The organism is Cytophagales bacterium (assembly GCA_033344775.1).
Taxonomy (GTDB): domain Bacteria; phylum Bacteroidota; class Bacteroidia; order Cytophagales; family Cyclobacteriaceae; genus JAWPMT01.
In genome coordinates this window covers 511,202-530,749 of the sequence record JAWPMT010000007.1, presented here as the reverse complement: position 1 = coordinate 530,749, position 19,548 = coordinate 511,202, and the positions used below count along the sequence as shown (strand labels likewise).

Genomic DNA, 19,548 nt, shown 5'->3' with positions numbered 1-19,548 from the left:
TTGCTTTCAGGGTCATATAGGAAATAATATTGTGTGCTGACTTGAGAAAGTCGGGTATTTTTTTAATCGAATTAACCCTACGAAAATGAAAATAAAGCGCTACTTACCCCTCATAACGCTGGTAGCAATAATGACCTTTGCCCCAAAAGCAACATCCCAGCAATTGGTATGGTCCGAAGACTTTAACTATACAGGCTTACCTGACAGTTCAGACTGGTACTATGATGTAGGTGGACATGGATGGGGCAACAATGAGCTTCAGTATTACACCTCCGAACGGGCCGAGAATACGAGAGTCGAAAATGGTAAACTTATCATACAGGCGCACCAAGAAAACTATGAAGGGAGTACATTCACTTCCGGGAGACTATTATCAAAAGGAACATGGTTATACGGACGATTTGAAGTTCGGGCCAAGCTACCCTATGCTGTGGGGACCTGGCCTGCAATCTGGATGCTACCTACTGATTGGGCCTATGGAGGCTGGCCTGGCAGTGGCGAAATAGACATTATGGAGCATGTGGGATTTGATTTCGGTAATGTTCACGCTTCTACCCACTCCGAGAATTACAATTTTAAGACAGGAGGTAATCCAACAGGTTCTATTTATGCTTCAGATGTGTCGAGTAACTTCCATACTTACGCATGCGAATGGCATCCGGATCGAATCGACTTTTTCTTTGACGATCAACTTTATTTCACTTCCTACAATGACGGTACCGGATGGCAGTCCTGGCCTTTTGACAAAGACTTTCACTTTGTCCTGAACATTGCTGTTGGAGGTGATTGGGGAGGCGTTAATGGAATAGACTATGGCGCATTTCCGCAACAGATGGAAATCGATTATATACGGGTCTATGACCTGGGATATGCAACCAATGATACGGTAGCCCCTAATGTTGCTACTAACCTTTCTGCCACCACAGGCCCAAGATTTGGCACCCTGTCCTGGGACCATGCCACAGACAATGTTGGTGTCGAGGATTATATCATTTACCTGGACGGTCAGGCCATAGACACGACTGCAACTAGTTCAATATCCGTCAATAACTTGACAGAAGCCACGAATTATCAATTTTCGGTACAAACCAGAGATGTAGCAAGTAATCTCTCAGCTATTTCGCCGGCCATTGGTTTCACAACAAGTGTCATAGTTCCTCAAACCATACCCGGCAGGATCGAGGCAGAGTCATTTGTGGACTTCTCCGGCATACAATTAGAAGATTGTACGGACCCGAATTCAGGTAATGCAAACGATCAGAATGTCGGCTGGGTGGACGATGGTGACTGGATGGAATATCACCTGGATGTACCTACCACAGGTGAGTATCACATGTACCTAAGGGTGGCCTCAGCTGATCCCGAAGCAGGCGCTTTACAAATCCTCGATGAAAATGATCTGCTGCTTGCCACTGTTGACGTTCAGGCAACAGGAGGATGGCAAACCTGGGAAACCATCAGTTTACCACTTACGCTCGGTACAGGAGAAAAAACCCTCAAGTTAGTCGCGGTAACGGGCGGATTTAACCTCAATTGGTTTGAGTTGAACACTATACCTATAGGATTCAACGTACAGATTGAGGCGGAAGATTACATTGATATGTTAGGCGTGCAAACCGAATCGACCACCGATGCCGGAGGCGGACAGAATGTAGGATGGCTAGATAATGGTGACTGGATGAGCTACAACATCAACCTTCCAGCAAGTGGAACTTACCTGATAGAATACCGGGTTGCGAGTGCGGCTGCAACAGGACAGTTGGTACTCAGCCAGAATTCGACTGATATTGAGGTGACAGATGTGCCAAACACTGGAGGATGGCAGAATTGGACGACTGTTTCCACGACCGCAGAATTGGATAATTCCAATTCCAGCTATGTTATATATGTAAACAGTGGACCATTTAACATCAATTGGTTTCGAATCACTTATCAAGCGCCCGATTTTGAAGCGCCCTCACCGGTTAGTAATCTCATTGCGAACGCATCCACAACCTCTGTCCAATTGAATTGGGACGCTGCCACGGACAATGTAGGTGTAACAGGATATGAAATATTTGTGGATGGAATTTTTGAAGCGTCTACTTCTGCATTGAGCTTCGAAGTGACAGGCTTATCTTCATCCACGACGTATGAGTTTGACCTGTTTGCCCTGGATGCTGCTAACAATAAGTCAGTAGTATCAAGTACCACAGCTATGACTTCCGCGATGACCCATTATATCGAAGCAGAATCTTACGCTTCGATGTGGGGAGTAGGAGTAGAAAGTACCACAGACATCAATGGAGGACAAAATGTAGGGTGGATTGACAATGGAGATTGGATGTCCTATAATGTCAATATTCCGGTATCAGGCACCTACGAAATCCAATATCGAATCGCTAGTCCTAACAGTACGGGTCAAATCATTTTCAGTCAGAATTCCTCCGACCTGCAAACTACGAACGTACCCAATACTGGCTGGTGGCAAAACTGGCAAACCATTAGCACAACGGTTGACCTGCAAGCTGGTCCACAAAATTATGCGCTGTATGCCTCGAGCGGAGGATTCAATATCAATTGGTGGAGCTTTGAACTGATCAATTCGGCTACTGGTAGCAGGGCTGCGTCCAATCAGGTGAAAAGTAGCATTCAGGAAACCCCAATTGAGGAACAATCACGGTTTTTGATATATCCAAACCCAGTAGCGGATCAATTGCAAATCCAACACACTGGACAGAACGCAGATACGTATGTATCCATTCTCAATTTGGCAGGCCAGTTACAAATGAAGCCTACCCTGATCTCTGGACATACCAATATTGATGTGAGCCGTCTAAAGCCAGGAATTTACTTCATTCACCTAAGAGAAAATGACACAGTACAGATCAAGAGAATGATCAAGCATTAGAACCAGCTAAACCAGCTCATCGATCCATATAGCCGGGGAAGCCAATTCTCCGGCTATTTCATGATGATTGCCCCCAAGATTAACCAGAAAACTTTCCGGTTCAGTCAGGCAAAACGACCTGCAGCTTTAGGAAAATACAGAGGAGGAGGGACTGCAACTTTGCTTATAAATACCTGTATATCAAATAATTAAAAACTTTTCTATATTTCGTTAACCTACCTGTTAACCGAACCTTTTAATACGGTTTGCATTCGAACCCTAACCCCTCTAAAATCGCCGTATTCATAGATTTTGAAATTGGTATAAATGGTATGCAGAGGAGTCTAATAATTAGCTGTAATATTTAATTGACACTCAATATACAATCACAAAACCTTTAACACCTCTTCATATGTAATATCCTCTTTATCCAACTGTGACAGAAGTTGAGCTTTATTGATCGTCATGATTTTGCTATCTTCTATCGTAAGACAATTCTTATGATTATTATTTATTTGCTGGGCTGCATGCCGAGAGAGACCTAGATTTTGCAATGCAATTACTATCCTATCTCTAGTTCCATACTCAAGAAGTAAAGCCCAATTCTCACCGGCATTTTCTTCACCTAGGATATTTTTTAAGAGCATGTGGTAATGATTGAAATACTTTTCAAATTGAAATCTTAAGACTTTTTCAATGTTTTCAATTATATCGCTGATTATCTCATTTACATGACTTTTATCACCAGGATTGAATGGTCCGACGTTTTGATGATTGACATAAAAAGTTGAGTTTGTCTTTTGAAAGTCTATCGCTTGATTAATTATTTGATTTAAAGTTTGGCCAGATATCCATTGAATCATCAATAACGCGAAGTAGCGCAATGATTTTCTGTTATTAATTCCATTTTCAAATTCTGCCCAATTATACATTTCATAAAATGTATCCAATATTTCCAGAATAGTGGAATAGGAGAGCGTATATATATTAGGCAGTTTAATCGTACTTTGATTAGAATTCAACAAATAATTATACGCACGATCTTGAACTCCTACATCAATTGATTGATTAGAGTATAATATTGAAACGGGCACCTGAACACTCCTAGATTTTTCCTTTGCCAACTCAATAATTTTCTCCTCATTATCTCTAATCAACTTATCAATGAGTGGACTTCTATACTTTTCTGAAATCTGCATGGTATCAATGGATATGATATTAGCAATGTATTTCAGAATATCCTGTTCCGTTTTTGTCCCTTTAATTGACTCATTCTGTAAAAGGCTCTCAATCTTAGTTATGTTACGTTCAGTATTACTTGATACTGATGGCTCGATTTCAATTTTTGGACGTGAAAACAAGCTAGTGTCCTTCCATAGTTTTTCATCATCCCTTATGCAATATATATTTCCGAAAAGCTCTTTTGTTAAACGTCCAGCGCGACCTACAAGATTCCAGAAATCAATTGGTTTAAACTTTGAAAGCCCATTCTTATTTGAAAGAATAAACAAGTTCTTGGAAGGCAAATTGACACCTTCCAACAGAGTAGAGGTACAAAAAAGAAATTTAATTTTTCCTTGACGGAAAAGATCTTCAATGATATTCCTGATTATTTGAGGAAGATTACCATAATGGTAAGCCACGCCATATTCAAGAAATTCAGCCAGATAATAATCTTTGTGAACATAGGATTTTATTTTTCGAATAGCAGTTCTTACCTCTTTGTCATTTGTGAGTTTTTGTTTTTGCATCTCACAGAATTGCCGGGCTCTCTCAATCGTTTGAGTCCTAGAATTACAATAAACCAAATTGCTAAACTCCGATGATAAGAATTGAATAACCCCATAGATATTCTTAAATGACGATAGAAAGTTATTTTCTATGACGTGTTCTTCACCATCTATATACTGAGCGACCCTGGAGGCTATGTAATCAATGAAAAATAAATTCTGAGCAACAGGTGATTCTTGCGTTTTGAAATGATTATTTCCCGAGTCCTTATTAAATAAATTCAATAAAGCCTCAGGATTTTCAACATTAGGGGATGCGAAATATAGTTTTGAACCAGGGTACCTTCTTAACGTTTTTTCAACAGCCGTATAAGTAGTTATACTTCTGATATCTTTCTCTGAAGCTATCTTGTGGGCCTCATCTACAAAAAGAAAACCGATCTCTGGATTCTCTTTCTGAGATAAGTAACTGATCAACCTTTCAGGAGTTAAGATTAATATATAATTCGAAGCAATTTTATCTGAAAGCTCTTCAACGTTCGAGTTTGAGAATAAACGATAATTGTTTTTCTCGATTTCACTCCCTATTTCATTACGTAACTCAATAATAAATTGATTTATTAAAGCACGGGTAGGGACCATAATCACCATGTTCTCTTTAGGCTTATTATTCAAAGCCTCTTTAATGAAAATCTTTATAATGAAAGATTTTCCCATGGATGTCGGGCCAGAGAAACTAAAATAATTCGATGATTGCAGGCTCTCAAATAATTGGTATTGAACATCTGTGAAGGAAATATCCAACCTTCCAGGAATCCTTTGAATATTCTTTTTTAGATTAAAGTCGACTCTTCTTTCTATTGGAAGCGATGTGGATGTATCCGATTGTGATTTTATGAAACTTAGAGCAGGGAAGTTTCCAATTTTTGAAAGAACCGCCTCAGAATAAATTCGGTAAATGTTATTATTTCCAAATTCTTGGCTCAAGCTACTTATTATCTGATATGATTTATTTCTAGCCACAGAATCATCTGAATTAGAAAGTATATCTGCAAACCTTAAAAGGTCAGTAAGTTCTTTCTTAGTCAAATTCCCATTTTGATGCGATCTATGTTGAAGTGGCCTGCTAGATAAAGAAGAACTTTTAACAAATAGATCATTGAAGTATTTGCTACTAAGTACATCTTCTTTTAGTCTGTCAATTATTGTAGTTGTCATGGTTATTTGTTGATCAGCTCATTAATCATCTGGACGCGAGTGGAACCTATGTTCGAGATAGGTAATAAGTAGATATAAATCGGATATCCCCTGAAAGCTTCTTTATCAATTTGAACGTTAATTAGCTTAATGCACTCCATCACAGTTTCGACTACTCTCTCCCTAACCTCTTTCCGGTATTCAGAATTCGACAGGTTCCTAAATTCGTTATCGTCAATTTGAAAGCCAATGAACATACCAAATGCTTTATCCATATTGAACTGATCTTCTGAAGCATTTGGAATTATTATGCTTTTCAATATTTGATATTGTTCATCATCAACAGATTCCTTAATCAATTGACTATTTAATAGGCCTATTTCAAAACCAAAGTCTTTAAAAGATTTATCAATTAAATCCTTTATTGATCCAAATGCCTTTCTGATACCGGCATCTAAATCACTATATAACTTTGATTCACCAAAAATCAATTGATAGTCATTAGCAGCTACATTTTTGATATGAATTCCATCTGATCCCTTTACATTATCATTAGCCGAGGTTTTTATTTCCAGTTTTGAAATTATTTTCGGCGCATTTAGATGAGACTCAAGAAAGCAATAGAGTAATATTTCCCCAAGTTCCCCTTCTTTATTGTCAGGATCTTCATCAATAATAGCCCGGCTATTTCTTAATTTTTGAACGGCCTCTTTAAATTTTCTGCCACCTAGACCACCAATCTCTTCTTGTGTTCTTCTTGAAAGAGCGTATGTAATTATGATATCGTATAAACTGTCTTGAAGTCTATCAAAATCGAATTTATTATTTGAAATTATTGGAATGAAAAGATTCAAAGAATTACCCGATTCCAATTTATGATCATCCAATTCATGATAGAACAGCTCTAAGAATTTATCATCTATTTCACATTTTGGCAGCAATGGTTATTGTTTTCAAAGTTCAATGCTTACAAATAAGTATATTCTAATTAACTTTTCAAATACCCCATTTGCGAATTTCTTAACAAGGAAAAGGGCTGGAATTCAGAGATTCGCGACGCAGAAAAACTAATGGTACGTGAAGATTCAATAATCGTACGCCAAACTACATTTTGAATTCGTCAAGCAAATAACTGTTTTGGATAAGAAAGGTATTCCCAAACAAAAAATAAATATCTATTCAATGAATTAAATTGAATTCGTATGTAAAAAGCCTTACGTTTAGCAAGGTCAAAGTGAATAGCTGGGGAAAAATAGAATTAGAATTGATCGTCTCATGTTACTTTGAGATGATGAGCTTGGAGCTTAAAGGCCAACCCTTTACCAAAGCATCTTATCGAAAACGGCTACTTCCACTCCTCAACAATAGATCAGAAGGCTCTATTGAATTCAAATTTCAAAATATTAGTGCGGTACTGATCAAACTGGGCCAGCTCTATATCAAAGGATATTTACCCAGGTTCAATTATCAAAAGGCACTTGAAACACAAGTCATTAAGCATATAACGCTTACCCCTGAAATAGAACTCCTCTTTCAAGCATTTGTTGAAAAACGAATTGAACCTATTCAAAACATTGATTTCTCGAAAGTACTGGTAGAAGCTCCTTCTCCAAATACAAATATTGCCGCAGAACCAGAAGTAGCGTATGGCAGAATTCCAATTAAGAGGAACTACCTAGAACTTGAGCAAAAGAATACGTCGCTTGGCCTCCAAGGTGAGGAATTCGTATTTGATTATGAGAAATGGCAATTGAAAAAGTCCTCTTCTGGAAAGTTAGCGAACTCCGTTCGTTGGGTATCCAAAGAGGAAGGTGACGGACTTGGGTTTGACATTCTCTCCAGGAACCCTGATGGGACTGATAAGTACATCGAAGTTAAAACCACGAAGCTGGGCAAAGAAACTCCGTTCTACTTTACAAGGAATGAACTGTCTTTCTCCGAAGAAAACGCCAGTAACTATCACCTGTATCGTCTATTTGACTTTGAGAAGAAAGCGAAGCTTTTCCAGAAACAAGGAGGACTTAGTATGATTTGTCACATGACACCAGTATCCTATAAAGGGTACTTCTAATACTTGAATTTACTTTTCCTTATGTAGTGTTATAATGAGAGCGAGGCGGGAATCGAACCCGCGGATAGTGATTTTGCAGACCACCGCCTTACCACTTGGCTACTCGCTCTTAGTCGGCCCGCCGGGGATTGAACCCGGAACCTTTACCTTATAAGAGTACTGCTCTAACCTTTGAGCTACAGGCCATCGTTGTTTTGTACGCCTACTGGGATTCGAACCCAGAAAACACAGATTTTAAGTCTGTGGTGTATACCAATTCCACCATAGGCGCTTTTGTACGGAAGAAAGGAGTCGAACCTTCAAACACCTCATTCTGAATGAGGCGGCTTTGCCTAATTTGCCTACTTCCGCATGTACCCTGTGAGGGACTCGAACCCCCAAGATCCTGAGTCTAAGTCAGGCGCGTATACCAATTCCACCAACAGGGTATCTAATAAGATGGCCTTCCAGGACTCGAACCTGAACCATTTGAGTCAAAGTCAAATATGCTTACCGATTACACCAAAGACCATTATTCAATACATGTGTAGGAATGGTAAGACTCGAACTCACATCTTTGGGATCGAACTCCAATATTCTATCCAATTGAACTACATTCCTATTTGGGTGTCTCCGGGACTCGAACCCTGGACTCCTCCTTCACAAAGAGGCATTTTACCAGTTAAACTAAAGACACCATATCGTACTCCGTACGGGACTCGAACCCGTGTTTCTCGAGGGAAAGTCGAGTGTCCTAGGCCAGCTAGACGAACGGAGCATCAAATAAGTCTGAGGAGTAGGATTCGAACCTACGACCCCCTGCTTCCAAAGCAGGTAAACAACCAACCGTTATCTCCCCAGATATAGCAGTACTGACGGGACTCGAACCCGCAACCACCCGAGAGACAGTCGGGCACTCTAAACCAATTGAGTTACAGTACTATTTCGTGGAACAGACAGGAATTGAACCTGTATCTCTGGGACTTCAATCCAGCGCATTGACCACATCTGCCACTGCTCCATACAAACAAAAAAAGCATCCCGTGTTAGTGGGATGCTTCCTTATTTTGACTTGATATATCTTTATCTAGATCATGTCATATTCACATCCCTTAATACACGGTCTTGTTCCAACTCAAGATCAAGTCGAAACTGATCCCGCGGTTGACAAAAGAGGTCTATATGTATGTGTATTAAGTTCATTTTCTTTCTGTGTTTGTGTTGTTTATCAACGGTGCAAATGTGATAAGGGTTTCCGAAAAAACCAAGAAATATTTTTAATTAAATAATTGATTATCAGTTAGTTAACTACCAAATAGGCAATAGGATTCCACCCCACTCACGGCGGGTTTTTTATGATTACCACAACTGCCTGTCTCTCAATTGTTTGCTCATTCAGATCCTATCGCTATGCTTTTCTAAGCTTCAAACATTTTTTTCAAAATTTGACATAAAAAAAGCGTCCGACTTTCGTGGGACGCTTCTGCTTTTTGATGTTTTATCTATGTTCTTTGACTATAAATTCCAGTTTTCACAAAGCATACGCGTCCCGTCCCTTGGTTCCAAGGGCAGAAATTGACGAAAATCGTCGAGACATATATGCTGTAAGTGTTTGTTCATTTCATCGCAAAAGTAATGAATTCAATTAACGCGCAAATGACAACATAATGTACGCAGCACACCGAGATTTGATACAAACATGTATTTCTAAGATCATCCAGCAACAAATTCCCCCTCACCTACATTGAGTTACTTACAACAACTAATCCCGTTAAAGTGCAATTTCTTTTGGCGAAATTTGCAAAGGAAAAACACATACTTTTCGAAACCTTTTGTTCGTTTATGAGTCTGTACTAGTCATTAAGAGCTTCGGAATTCTCACTATTTGGGCCTTTTCTACACCACCCCTACGGAGAAGGTTATAAGTATCGTACAATCGATACGAATGCATAACAACGAACAAATGTTAACAAATGGAACAACTTTATCGCGATCTTGTGAATCGCTTAGAAATCGAAATCGAACAATTCAATCCTGCGGAAGCTGAATCAATACAATCCGTATTAAAGAACATCCAAACTTGCCTTAGACTGAGAGACGAACTCAAGAATCTGTATTTGAAATCCGACCATAATGAAGAAGAACAAATAACATTCTTCAAGACGATTAAACCTAAATTCATCTCAGAGCTGCAATTCCAAAGATATGTACAGCACTACCTCCAGAATAAACCTTTCGGCTATCCCAAGCTAACAAAGGCCTTTATTGAAGATCAAATTGAAAGAAACAGCTTGATCTTTCGAGAATACCCAGAGCTGTACAAATACAAACAAATGAATTCCGAAAGCTCCGATAAGGTATTCTTTACTCATAGGCCTTATGATTCAAACATTCATAATCATTTAGAGTTGCCTCCTGATCCAGCATTCAGTTCTCCTGCCGATACAACCCTATCAATCCTATTGGCCACAGAGAAATTTCAGTCCTTTTTAAATCGAGAGCAGGCGGCCTTAAAAAATGGCAAGTTGTCACCACCTTGTCAATTCCCAAAACCTTTAGAATGGGAGGGTACGAAAATTGAAATAATGGAAAATATATATGGTTTGGCAAGTCACCCGAACATGAAAAGTGATGTAAAAGTCGTCGCAGAATGGTTTGGACTGATGCTCGGAATAGATTTGACCAAAATTTACAGAGGATTTCACTCAATAAAGCAAAGGAAAGAGCCAGCTACCTTCCTGGAAGAGATGAAAATTGCCCTTATCAGGAGAATTAATGAAGAAAATGAAAAAAATTAGTGACAAGGTGGTGACAAGTTGTCAATAAAAGTTATTTCCACCTTACATATTTGGGCCATTGAAAACAAAAACAAATAAACGTTTCTTATGGCTACAGAAATCATCACTAAAGAGGATCTCCGTGAATTCAAAACAGAACTATTGGGAGATTTACAAACTTTGATCCAAGACAATGACGGAGGATCAAATAGGAAATGGCTAAAATCCTCAGAGGTGCGTAAGATGCTGAAAATATCAGCTGGATCACTACAAAACCTCAGAGTAAATGGCCACCTACCTTACACCAAGGTGCAAGGGATCATCTTCTATGAATACCAGGACATCATAGATATGATCGATAACAACAAGTACAATAACGCCTGATCAAGTGTGACCATCACGTGAGCAAATCACATGGATGTAAACTTTATCAGTCACTTCAATGGCTTAATGGCTAAAGTACAGGAGGATGACAGGCTCAATGCAAGTCATGTCTCCTTGTACTTGGCACTTTTCCACTATTGGAACCAAAGCCGATTTAGGAATCCATTATCAGTGGACCGGTCGGAGCTTATGCGGATCTCTAAGATTGGCTCGGCTAATACCTACACAAAGTGCCTGAAAGACCTACATCAGTGGGGATACATTGAATACAAACCCTCACACAATCCATTTAAAGGTAGCATGGTACAGTTCCTATATTTTGGAAAGAACTCCGGCAATAGCCCCTCCAGCAACTCAATGCAACCTAAACGAATAACTAAAGGCGTCAATGAAAACAAGAACTATGGAGAACCGCTCTAACATATTCCCATTCCAAGAATGTCTCTCCGTCCTGGAGCATTCCGGAAAGCGATTCTATGGAGATCACTTTCATATTGTGGAGGAGGATCATGAAGTAATCTTTAAGCTCCTGGTGTATTTCATGAAAGACCAGGACAATGCCGAAAAACTGGGTATCAGCTTCAGAAAAGGCATTCTATTGACCGGACCGGTAGGTTGTGGTAAGACCTCACTTATGAATCTGTTTCGTTTCATTACTGCCGCACATAATCATCATGTCATGGCCTCCTGCAGAAAGGTTTCGTTTGAATTCATTCAGGAAGGCTATAAGGTTATACAACGTTACAGTGATCAATCTTTCAGGCATAACAATCAGGAGTGGCGGCCTAAGACTTATTGCTTTGATGACCTGGGCGCTGAAGACACTTTGAAATATTTCGGAAACGAATGCAATGTGATGGCCGAAATTCTACTATCCAGGTACGACCTATTTATTTCCCAAGGCATGCTTACTCACATCACTACAAACCTCAACAGTACAGAAATGGACGAACTCTACGGCAACAGAGTACGGAGCAGAATGAGGGAAATGGTGAACCTGATTAATTATGAGAATGGAAGGGATAAGCGATGCTGATTAAACGAAATACTTACGGATTTAAGTTGATGTTGAAAAAATCCTGTCTTTTAATCTCGAAGTAATCTAGCATTACAGCAACTATCCCTTTAAGCTCAATGTTCAGATTATCTGGATGAATTATGTTTCTCGCAAAACTTGCTCGCTCGAACTCAATAGCTACTTTAAAAAGATTTCGCGAAACTTCAGACTTTGAAAAATATTCTCGAAGAATGTCCATTTCATTAGTCTCAATAGACTTTCGAATCGAACTTGGGGAAAGATCAGATCCTGCAATTTGGACTGCCATTTCAATAGTACGGTTGACTCCTTCTCTACCTAAATTGCCAAACTTCAACCCGTCATTCAAAGACTCGTGTCTTAGTTTTTGCTCCATAAAAGCTATATCCTTAAGAAGAAAATCCAGAATTATCATACCATGAGAAAGGACAATGTAAAGTGCTCTCAAGGCCGTAGAAGCTTTCTGATGATCAAAGACTCTTTGAGCAAAGTATTTAGCAGTAATCAGATTTGAATTGAAACCGCTAAAATCCAATTCATTTAAGAGCATTGATTTTGACCTCTCATATATAATCTTCCACGATTTATTATTGTGTGTTTTAAAGCTTTTAAATCTTAATAGTTCTTCTAAAAATTCTTCTTCTGAATATCTTTCAGTAAGACTATAGTTTAGTTTTTGAAGGAAACTTCCATCCAGAATTTTTACTCCATTTTGTTGCCCATACATACGGACAACTTCTCTTCTATCCATTGTGGCCACAACACAACCCTCAAATTCCAATAGTTGCTGCAGACCTTTTGCCCAAAGGATTCTCTCAAATGCTTTTGATGATTTTTTGTTCTTTAAATCGACATTCAACCGTTCCCTCGATAAGCTAGAAAACCTACCATAAAGAAATAAATCAACATCAGTTATTTCATTTCCTTTGAAATGATACTTTACACCTCTTGCGACATAATAACCAGCTTCCAGGAAATACTGACGCAATTTTTCTTCCATCAATTCCCCTTTGAATAATTCAGCTTGTTTCCCCATTTTTAGTTGCGCATCGTTCTTAGGAGTTCTCCGACATTTATCTTCTTTGAGGTGCTTTTCTTTCGCCTTATTCTCATTCTATTATCCTCCGGTCCCGTATAATTTGTTACACTCGAGCTCTTAAAATCTAATTCTAATGATGCTTGTTCGGCTGAATCACCTTTTTCAAGAACATCCAAGGCTAATCTACCTATATCAAATTTGAGTAAACGCATGGAGTACAATGAACCGCGACTATGCTTTAATTCGATAACTCTATTTACCACTAGAACAAGATAATCCTGTCCTATAGCTGTACATGGACCAACACTTTCACCTCGCAGTAATTTCCGGATAGTGTTGACCAGCATCGAATGCCCTTGTATCTGTCCTCTATCTGGACTACTGATTTTCATTCCATACGTCAATGAAGCAATAAAGGCTTTTGCCATATCTAAAGCATCATCTTCAAACGGGTTACCAAACTTTGAAAAAGAGGACGGTTTTGTTATAAAGACCATTGAGTGCTGATTGTTACTCACTTCATTGAAATCATACATCGCAATTGACTGTAATTTGGAAAGAAGAATGCTTCCCAATATTCTGATAGCTGATTCTTGCGTTATACAGCCTTCCGATTTAATCAAGTTATCGACTTCAGTAATTTTCCGGGAATCTTCATCACTCAATGAAGACAAGACTTTGGAAGTTTTTGCAATCGCGTCTCTTCTAAAAAGATTTCCATTGAAGTAAACCTTTTCAGAATCGAATTCTTCGTAATCAATTAATCCAATTTCTTCTGAGAGTTGAAACAACTTCTTATTCTTTTCGGAACTAAGATGATAGGTGTCACTGATATATTCTTTGACTAGATCTCCTTGAACGGGTCTATCTGAGCTATAATTTGCCAGTTCCAATGATGCTTTCTGGAAATCATCGGTGGTCGAATCCTTAAAAATTTGGGAAGTATGATCCAGAACTTTAGAGGTAGTGATTCCTAATACTGAAATATCACCCTTACTAGAAATATCAATCAGTTTCGCTTTTTGCAGGGTATCTTTAATAATAGGTAGCTCTAGACGCTTATTTATATTGGAAGCCTCGGCAATAGTGTTTACTTTGTTTGCGTTAAGATAACTCTGTTCCTTTGAAGCCGCCAAGCTTGATAAAAACAGTCCGCATTTACCAGCAAGTTCAATATCTTCGAATTCAGGAGCGTTCTTGAATTCCCTAATTTTCTTCGTGTGGTGAATTACCCATGCACCTTGAGTCCTTTCTTCCATTGTGAGTTTATAGGAATGATTTTACGCGATACACCCAGGTATATCACTATGTGGTTTCTTATTGAGATTACAAGGAACTAACGCAAGAAACTAAAAAACGTTTTGTGAGGTAAAGGGCGTCATTTTCGCGCAAAATCTATTAATCTATACCAGATTAACCGAGTTCCGTGCCAAATTCGATGTTGAAAAATTCAAGAAATAAGCTTAAGTACTCTTCCTGATAACAGTACTACATATCATCTCTATCTCTACCACGACCTTTTCAACTTTCAAGGAGATTTCATCTTGTCCTTCATAATCAGACCAAATAACCTTTTCAAGCTTATCAATAAGTTCAGACTCTTGGACGTAATTCGATTCCTTATTTAACATTCTGACTCTAGCATCGGCCAATCTAAAGGCGGAAGAGATTAATTTATTTCTAGTTCGAATTAATTCATCGAAAAAGGAAGTATCACGTTGATTAAATACTGCGGCAAAACGAAACTTTAGCGATTGAAGTTTATAAAATGTCTCTTTCACTGTATTTGCTCGCTCAATGGTGACATAGGCGGAATTTCGAATTTCTGTTTCTTCAACTGTCTCATTTTCTAGTTTCTCTCTTGTTCTCCCTTCACTAGACCAACTGAAGTCTTGCCGAATCATCGCAATATTTTCTTTTGCTTCATAGACCAAAGCCAAGATCTCTTCGGCTAATTCATATTTCCTTTTCCACCTTGTTTCTCTTCGCCAGGAATTGATTCCATATATTCCAACAATAGAGGCCAACAGAATCGCAAGAGTTCTAAACCCTGCCAATATCAACTTTACAATCTCTGTTTCCGGGAATTCCATAATATGATAACTACTTCTTAATCCTCTTATATGACTCAAAGACTTAAACTCAGCAATTCATCGATTAACATCTTCAGCAAAAAACCTAAATAACGGAAAAACACATCAACTGCCTGTTATATTTACTAGAAATGTTGCAATAAAAGGTCGATAACTTCGGAACATAAATATGGATTTCAGTTCAATCATTGCTTTACTTAAGACCTTAAAAACCATCAAATCCAGTGTAGGAGTACTAATTTCATTCAAGGATTTCTGGCAAAAGCACGCCGTTGGCAGTGCTTTTGATCAAGCTTTATCCAGCACCTTGATCAAAGTTGATGAAAATTACTCAGGGCGTCTCTTCGGAGGAGATTTGCGGCAGGTATTCAATAAACCGGAAATTAAAGCTCAATTGCAAGAAGTATTGTTTGCATATGGTGAAATAGATAAAGAAGAGTTATCCAAGGAAATCTACTTTAACAACCTTCCAGAAGACTTCTTTGAAGTTTTCATGTCTAATTATTTTAATGAACTTATTCAACGTGAAGAGACAAGAAAGTCCTTAGCTGAGTGGGCAAGTTCACAAGATCTTGTTTCAATACAGGAAGGAGTCTTTCGAGTAGAAGAGGAATTGCAAGCGATGAAAAGCCTTCTGGTTGACCTTGCGTCAAACAAGACGAAGCTAGAAGACTTATCGCCCATCTCGTATCCAAATGTTCCGAAGTATTTAGAACGCACACTGGTTCCATTTCTTGAATTTACCTCCTCCAATCTCGAATATGATCATGTTTCACATCAGCTTTGGAAGTCGGATTCAATCAGACTTGAAGATTTACTGCTAGAGAAAGATAGAATTGTAATTCTTGGAGTGGGTGGTTTCGGGAAAAGCGTTGAATTCAAAAATCTGGCTTTTGTCCTTTCGAATCAGGATACGAAATTTCCAATTCACATCAATCTGGGAGAGTATGGCAATGAAAGTATTGAAGACCTGTTACGCCTCGAATGCGAGCAATGGTTACTAATCCCTCCAGAAAATATCATTATAATCTTTGACGCGCTAGATGAAGTTCACACATCTCAAAGCGACTTTTTCATTAGGAAACTTAACAAGTTTTCGAAACTGTATGGAAGTATCAAAATAGTAGTCAGCTGTAGGAATAATCAATATCCGTTAGATCAAGAGGGAAAGGGCCCATTAGAGGGGTATGAAACCTATTCTCTTGCTCCACTGAGTACCGGAGTTATCCTTCACTACTTAGAAGGAGAACTAGGAAAAAAGGGCGAAGAATTCTATACGAACTTATGGAACAGAAATTTACTGGACCTGATTAGATCACCGTTTTATCTTATCAAGATCACGGAATTGCATATTGAGAATGGGTTCTTGCCAGAAAAACGTTCTGACCTTTTTGACCACCTAACAACGAAGAAAATCGAAAGCGATCTCGAGAAATTCAAACTCATAGGAGTTGACTTAAGAAACTATACCAAGAAAATCAAAAAGGAGATTTACAAAATTGCATTTGTATGTCAATGTCTTGGTAAAGGCTCGCTAGATGAATTCGAAGAATTACAAGAGATTGTTCTTGATCCTGAAATGTTACAACGTATTCAAAGATCTTTTTTGTTCAATAGAAGTGACGGAAACAAATGGGAATTTGAGCATAACAATTTCCGAGAATACTTTTCTGCCATTTTTTTAAGAGAAATGGGATTCGATTTTATCAAACGAATAGCCACATTTCCGCCATCCAATAAGATAATCAAGCCTAATTGGGTTAATACCCTAACCTTTTTAATTGGAATCTTAGACGGGAATTCTGATTTAAACAAAAACGTGATCCATTTCTTACTGGAGTATGAGCCGGAACTGCTATTCCGCATGGAGAAAGAGAAATTGGATTTATCGACCCGATTGAATTTAGCGCAGCAAATAGTAATGAAATATGAGAGTAGAGACTTGTGGGTAAGAAGTGAAAAATTCAGCACCCATGACATCTCTCTTTTTATTTCTGGCAGTCCTGACGCTTTCGAGTGGTTAAAGGGCAGACTGAATTCTAAGGATAGCAAGATTCTCTTACACACCTTAGAATTTTTAGAAGGCTTCGAGTTTAATTCTGAACAGAAACAAACAGTAATAAAGAAACTAATAGTTATTCTGGGGGAAAATGGTATTGACGAATATTTCTACTACAAGACGGTAAAGCTTTTATTAAAGTTAGAAGTGCAAAGCGAATCCATTATCGAATTATTGCACTCTAATGAAGGGTTTGGTAGAAGTCAATATATACGAGCAGGATTGTATTTGTTTATAAAATCCAATGGACTGAGCGATAAATACCTTTCGCTATTAATTGACGGCGCGTCACAGGTTAAAGATCTAGGTGTAACAAGGAATTCAAAACGAAGAAGGAGAGACGTTTTCACAAATTTGGAATCGGAACACTTGATTGAAGCATTTTCCAATATTCATAGTCGCGATTCTCTTATAAGGCTTATTGATTGGATAATTCAATTACCGAGACATTCGGACCTTTCTGATCAAGAAGGTATTATTGAAGCCATCGTAAATAAGTGTCAAGACTATGATCTAAAAGATCCATTAATTCTTGATTCTTTTGTTAAGCTATTGATTTTTGTTGAACGCACCCACATACCGAAATTAGAAAAGAAATTATTAGATTCAATAGCAAAAGCAAGTCTTCAACATAAAGTATTTCGGAAACTCTTCCAGAAATCCAATAGCCACCAGGATGATAGTTTCTGGGTCATGTCAAGAGTCGCTGGAATTGACGAAGTAAAGTTGGTTTATGACAGCTATGTCTCCAACAAAATCTCAGATGACTATGTGCGAATATTTAGAAACACATTAAGTGGCGAGGACAAGGAGGTTCGAGAATGGTTTCATACGAAAATCAATGAATTCTCCGGCAATAAATTCCTGTATGATCCACCAGAACCATCGTGGGACGAAATTATGAACCGAAAGCGTAAGGAAACTATCGATTTCCTTCATAACAAAGAGGCTCTAGTTCAATTGGCTCGAAGGATTTTTGAAAAATTCGGCAAGGAAATCCTTTTCAAAAATGAAATGCTACGTCGTATTACCCGGAAAGAATTGGATTCTGAACTCAATGAGAATTTTGCTTTGGACATACTCAGAGGGATCTCCACGGAGCAAGGAGTGACATTTGACCAGTTCGTGAATCACATTGATGATAGTAAAACATGGGAGTGGATCCAAATGACGGAGCTCGTATCACAAGAAAGAAGTCATAATGTTGCATTACAACCTAGAGATATTCATCTGTTAAAGTTATGGACTGAAAAAAACCTTGCCGATTGTGACTTTAAGACAGCATTGACGGAATCTGGAAACCAGATTTCTGTTAAACGATTAGAAGTATATATCACATTCTTAATACGACATCACGAATTTGATGTTCCTTATCATGTGATCTTAGACTTATTATATATGGCATCATCTTACCTTCTATTGGGAATAGAGGGTGATACAGAAGACCAAAAAGTTGATAGGCCTACAGAGCTCTTAAGGTGGATATCTGAGAAATGTGGGCTTGAAGAAACTAAAGAGAAAGTTTTAGAAATTCTATCTGAGAATCTTGCTCAAGATGTGTTCACGAACTTAGCTTCATTCGCGGCAAGTCAAAACATGATTGACTCATTACCATTTATACTTTCAGCGATTAGATCAGATCGTTTTAGAGATCACCAAAAGAACAATCTTCTAGATGCTTATTTTGAACTCAATGGCGACATGGAACAACTAACTGAGGACATTCACAGATTTCCTTTATACACAATACTCCACGCTCTTGATCTGTTGAATGACAATGAATACCTAAGACTTGAAGACCTTTGTTTAACATTATGTGAGACAATTGAAGATTCAGACAAACAGCTTGAGCTGATCCAACGAATGATGAATTTTTCATTTGTATCAAGCTGCCGAGAACTATTCAAATGGATTAAAAGAAATAATGATCTACCGGTTAGGCACGGTTTTCAATCTACCATAAGTGCAAATGATACTCTGCTAAGCAAGACTTATAAAGACCTCACTGATATTTACGAAACCTTGATTAAAAAAAATCTAGGAGACTGGGATTTCGATGGTCGCCGATCTTATTTAGAGTTGATACTTAAGGCTGGTACTTTGTCAGAGCAGCCTTATAACTATGTAAGAATGAAGTTGCACGAGTGGATGGAGAATTATGACGGTCATCATTTTCTTTATTTTAAAATCCAGGAATTAGACACCCAATACTACCAAACAGTCAGCCCTGTTATGACACTCTCCGATATCCTTGAAACCATAGAATGAACGGTGGTATTAATTAGTAAAAATGGAACTGATCGCTAAAAGGACG

General features: G+C 38.3%; 12 protein-coding genes and 12 tRNA genes. 7 read left to right on the top strand and 17 right to left on the bottom strand.

The genetic code is table 11. The features are described from left to right. The first annotated feature begins 85 nt into the window (after nucleotides 1–85). Nucleotides 86–2,890, top strand: coding sequence for a carbohydrate-binding protein (locus R8G66_34295; GenBank protein MDW3197487.1), 2,805 nt, complete (start codon nucleotides 86–88; stop codon nucleotides 2,888–2,890). Between the two features lie 365 nt (nucleotides 2,891–3,255). On the opposite strand, the gene R8G66_34290 is transcribed toward R8G66_34295, so the two are convergent. Together R8G66_34290 and R8G66_34285 are read right to left on the bottom strand one after the other, a co-directional pair. Then, the gene (locus R8G66_34290; protein ID MDW3197486.1) at nucleotides 3,256–5,817 is read right to left on the bottom strand and encodes a DEAD/DEAH box helicase; all 2,562 of its coding nucleotides are present in this window, start codon (nucleotides 5,815–5,817) and stop codon (nucleotides 3,256–3,258) included. A gap of 2 nt (nucleotides 5,818–5,819) precedes the next feature. Beyond that, entirely contained in the window at nucleotides 5,820–6,737 is a 918-nt protein-coding gene (locus R8G66_34285) for a DUF1837 domain-containing protein (GenBank protein ID MDW3197485.1), read from the bottom strand. 251 nt (nucleotides 6,738–6,988) lie between these two features. On the opposite strand from R8G66_34285, the gene R8G66_34280 reads away from it, so the two are divergent. After that, the gene (locus tag R8G66_34280; protein MDW3197484.1) at nucleotides 6,989–7,867 is read left to right on the top strand and encodes a DUF3883 domain-containing protein; all 879 of its coding nucleotides are present in this window, start codon (nucleotides 6,989–6,991) and stop codon (nucleotides 7,865–7,867) included. Between the two features lie 37 nt (nucleotides 7,868–7,904). Here the strand turns inward: R8G66_34280 and R8G66_34275 are convergent. The 12 genes from R8G66_34275 to R8G66_34220 all read right to left on the bottom strand — a co-directional run bounded on the left by R8G66_34275 (nucleotide 7,905) and on the right by R8G66_34220 (nucleotide 8,867). Continuing rightward, nucleotides 7,905–7,976, bottom strand: a tRNA-Cys gene (locus tag R8G66_34275). A gap of 4 nt (nucleotides 7,977–7,980) precedes the next feature. After that, nucleotides 7,981–8,053, bottom strand: a tRNA-Ile gene (locus tag R8G66_34270). Nucleotides 8,054–8,064: 11 nt separating this feature from the next. Further along, nucleotides 8,065–8,138, bottom strand: a tRNA-Leu gene (locus R8G66_34265). Between the two features lie 5 nt (nucleotides 8,139–8,143). Further along, nucleotides 8,144–8,218, bottom strand: a tRNA-Leu gene (locus tag R8G66_34260). Nucleotides 8,219–8,221: 3 nt separating this feature from the next. Then, nucleotides 8,222–8,295: transfer RNA gene (locus tag R8G66_34255), tRNA-Leu, on the bottom strand. 10 nt (nucleotides 8,296–8,305) lie between these two features. Continuing rightward, a tRNA-Gln gene (locus R8G66_34250) sits at nucleotides 8,306–8,378 on the bottom strand. A 16-nt stretch (nucleotides 8,379–8,394) separates the two neighbouring features. Beyond that, nucleotides 8,395–8,467 (bottom strand) — tRNA-Arg (locus tag R8G66_34245). A gap of 4 nt (nucleotides 8,468–8,471) precedes the next feature. Next, nucleotides 8,472–8,544, bottom strand: a tRNA-His gene (locus R8G66_34240). A 6-nt stretch (nucleotides 8,545–8,550) separates the two neighbouring features. Then, nucleotides 8,551–8,624, bottom strand: a tRNA-Glu gene (locus R8G66_34235). Nucleotides 8,625–8,634: 10 nt separating this feature from the next. Beyond that, nucleotides 8,635–8,707: transfer RNA gene (locus tag R8G66_34230), tRNA-Pro, on the bottom strand. A 6-nt stretch (nucleotides 8,708–8,713) separates the two neighbouring features. Next, nucleotides 8,714–8,788: transfer RNA gene (locus tag R8G66_34225), tRNA-Asp, on the bottom strand. Between the two features lie 6 nt (nucleotides 8,789–8,794). After that, nucleotides 8,795–8,867: transfer RNA gene (locus R8G66_34220), tRNA-Phe, on the bottom strand. Between the two features lie 952 nt (nucleotides 8,868–9,819). Between R8G66_34220 and R8G66_34215 the strand changes: the two genes are divergently transcribed. From R8G66_34215 to R8G66_34200, 4 genes are all read left to right on the top strand, one after another. Further along, complete coding sequence (locus R8G66_34215; protein MDW3197483.1) at nucleotides 9,820–10,644, top strand: RteC domain-containing protein; 825 nt, start codon at nucleotides 9,820–9,822, stop codon at nucleotides 10,642–10,644. Nucleotides 10,645–10,731: 87 nt separating this feature from the next. Continuing rightward, complete coding sequence (locus R8G66_34210; protein ID MDW3197482.1) at nucleotides 10,732–11,007, top strand: helix-turn-helix domain-containing protein; 276 nt, start codon at nucleotides 10,732–10,734, stop codon at nucleotides 11,005–11,007. A 30-nt stretch (nucleotides 11,008–11,037) separates the two neighbouring features. Then, nucleotides 11,038–11,427: a hypothetical protein gene (locus tag R8G66_34205; GenBank protein MDW3197481.1), complete on the top strand. Its 390-nt coding sequence runs from the start codon at nucleotides 11,038–11,040 to the stop codon at nucleotides 11,425–11,427. Continuing rightward, nucleotides 11,396–12,043, top strand: a complete 648-nt coding sequence (locus tag R8G66_34200; GenBank protein MDW3197480.1) for an ATPase — start codon at nucleotides 11,396–11,398, stop codon at nucleotides 12,041–12,043. Before R8G66_34205 ends, R8G66_34200 begins: the two co-directional genes overlap by 32 nt. Nucleotides 12,044–12,056: 13 nt before the next feature. Here the strand turns inward: R8G66_34200 and R8G66_34195 are convergent, their stop codons facing one another. The 3 genes from R8G66_34195 to R8G66_34185 all read right to left on the bottom strand — a co-directional run bounded on the left by R8G66_34195 (nucleotide 12,057) and on the right by R8G66_34185 (nucleotide 15,175). After that, the gene (locus R8G66_34195; protein MDW3197479.1) at nucleotides 12,057–13,079 is read right to left on the bottom strand and encodes a hypothetical protein; all 1,023 of its coding nucleotides are present in this window, start codon (nucleotides 13,077–13,079) and stop codon (nucleotides 12,057–12,059) included. Between the two features lie 2 nt (nucleotides 13,080–13,081). Then, the gene (locus R8G66_34190; GenBank protein MDW3197478.1) at nucleotides 13,082–14,341 is read right to left on the bottom strand and encodes a hypothetical protein; all 1,260 of its coding nucleotides are present in this window, start codon (nucleotides 14,339–14,341) and stop codon (nucleotides 13,082–13,084) included. Nucleotides 14,342–14,545: 204 nt separating this feature from the next. Further along, nucleotides 14,546–15,175: a hypothetical protein gene (locus R8G66_34185; GenBank protein ID MDW3197477.1), complete on the bottom strand. Its 630-nt coding sequence runs from the start codon at nucleotides 15,173–15,175 to the stop codon at nucleotides 14,546–14,548. 169 nt (nucleotides 15,176–15,344) lie between these two features. Between R8G66_34185 and R8G66_34180 the strand changes: the two genes are divergently transcribed. After that, nucleotides 15,345–19,502: a hypothetical protein gene (locus R8G66_34180; GenBank protein ID MDW3197476.1), complete on the top strand. Its 4,158-nt coding sequence runs from the start codon at nucleotides 15,345–15,347 to the stop codon at nucleotides 19,500–19,502. The last annotated feature ends 46 nt before the right edge of the window (nucleotides 19,503–19,548 follow it).

What these genes read in the sequence shown, in the direction of transcription:
- R8G66_34200 (MDW3197480.1), top strand. Translation starts at nt 11,396, where the DNA reads ATGAAAACAAGAACTATGGAGAACCGCTCTAACATATTCCCATTCCAA.
- R8G66_34290 (MDW3197486.1), bottom strand. Translation starts at nt 5,817, where the DNA reads ATGACAACTACAATAATTGACAGACTAAAAGAAGATGTACTTAGTAGC.
- R8G66_34195 (MDW3197479.1), bottom strand. Translation starts at nt 13,079, where the DNA reads ATGGGGAAACAAGCTGAATTATTCAAAGGGGAATTGATGGAAGAAAAA.
- R8G66_34185 (MDW3197477.1), bottom strand. Translation starts at nt 15,175, where the DNA reads ATGGAATTCCCGGAAACAGAGATTGTAAAGTTGATATTGGCAGGGTTT.
- R8G66_34210 (MDW3197482.1), top strand. Translation starts at nt 10,732, where the DNA reads ATGGCTACAGAAATCATCACTAAAGAGGATCTCCGTGAATTCAAAACA.
- R8G66_34190 (MDW3197478.1), bottom strand. Translation starts at nt 14,341, where the DNA reads ATGGAAGAAAGGACTCAAGGTGCATGGGTAATTCACCACACGAAGAAA.
- R8G66_34215 (MDW3197483.1), top strand. Translation starts at nt 9,820, where the DNA reads ATGGAACAACTTTATCGCGATCTTGTGAATCGCTTAGAAATCGAAATC.
- R8G66_34295 (MDW3197487.1), top strand. Translation starts at nt 86, where the DNA reads ATGAAAATAAAGCGCTACTTACCCCTCATAACGCTGGTAGCAATAATG.
- R8G66_34205 (MDW3197481.1), top strand. Translation starts at nt 11,038, where the DNA reads ATGGATGTAAACTTTATCAGTCACTTCAATGGCTTAATGGCTAAAGTA.
- R8G66_34180 (MDW3197476.1), top strand. Translation starts at nt 15,345, where the DNA reads ATGGATTTCAGTTCAATCATTGCTTTACTTAAGACCTTAAAAACCATC.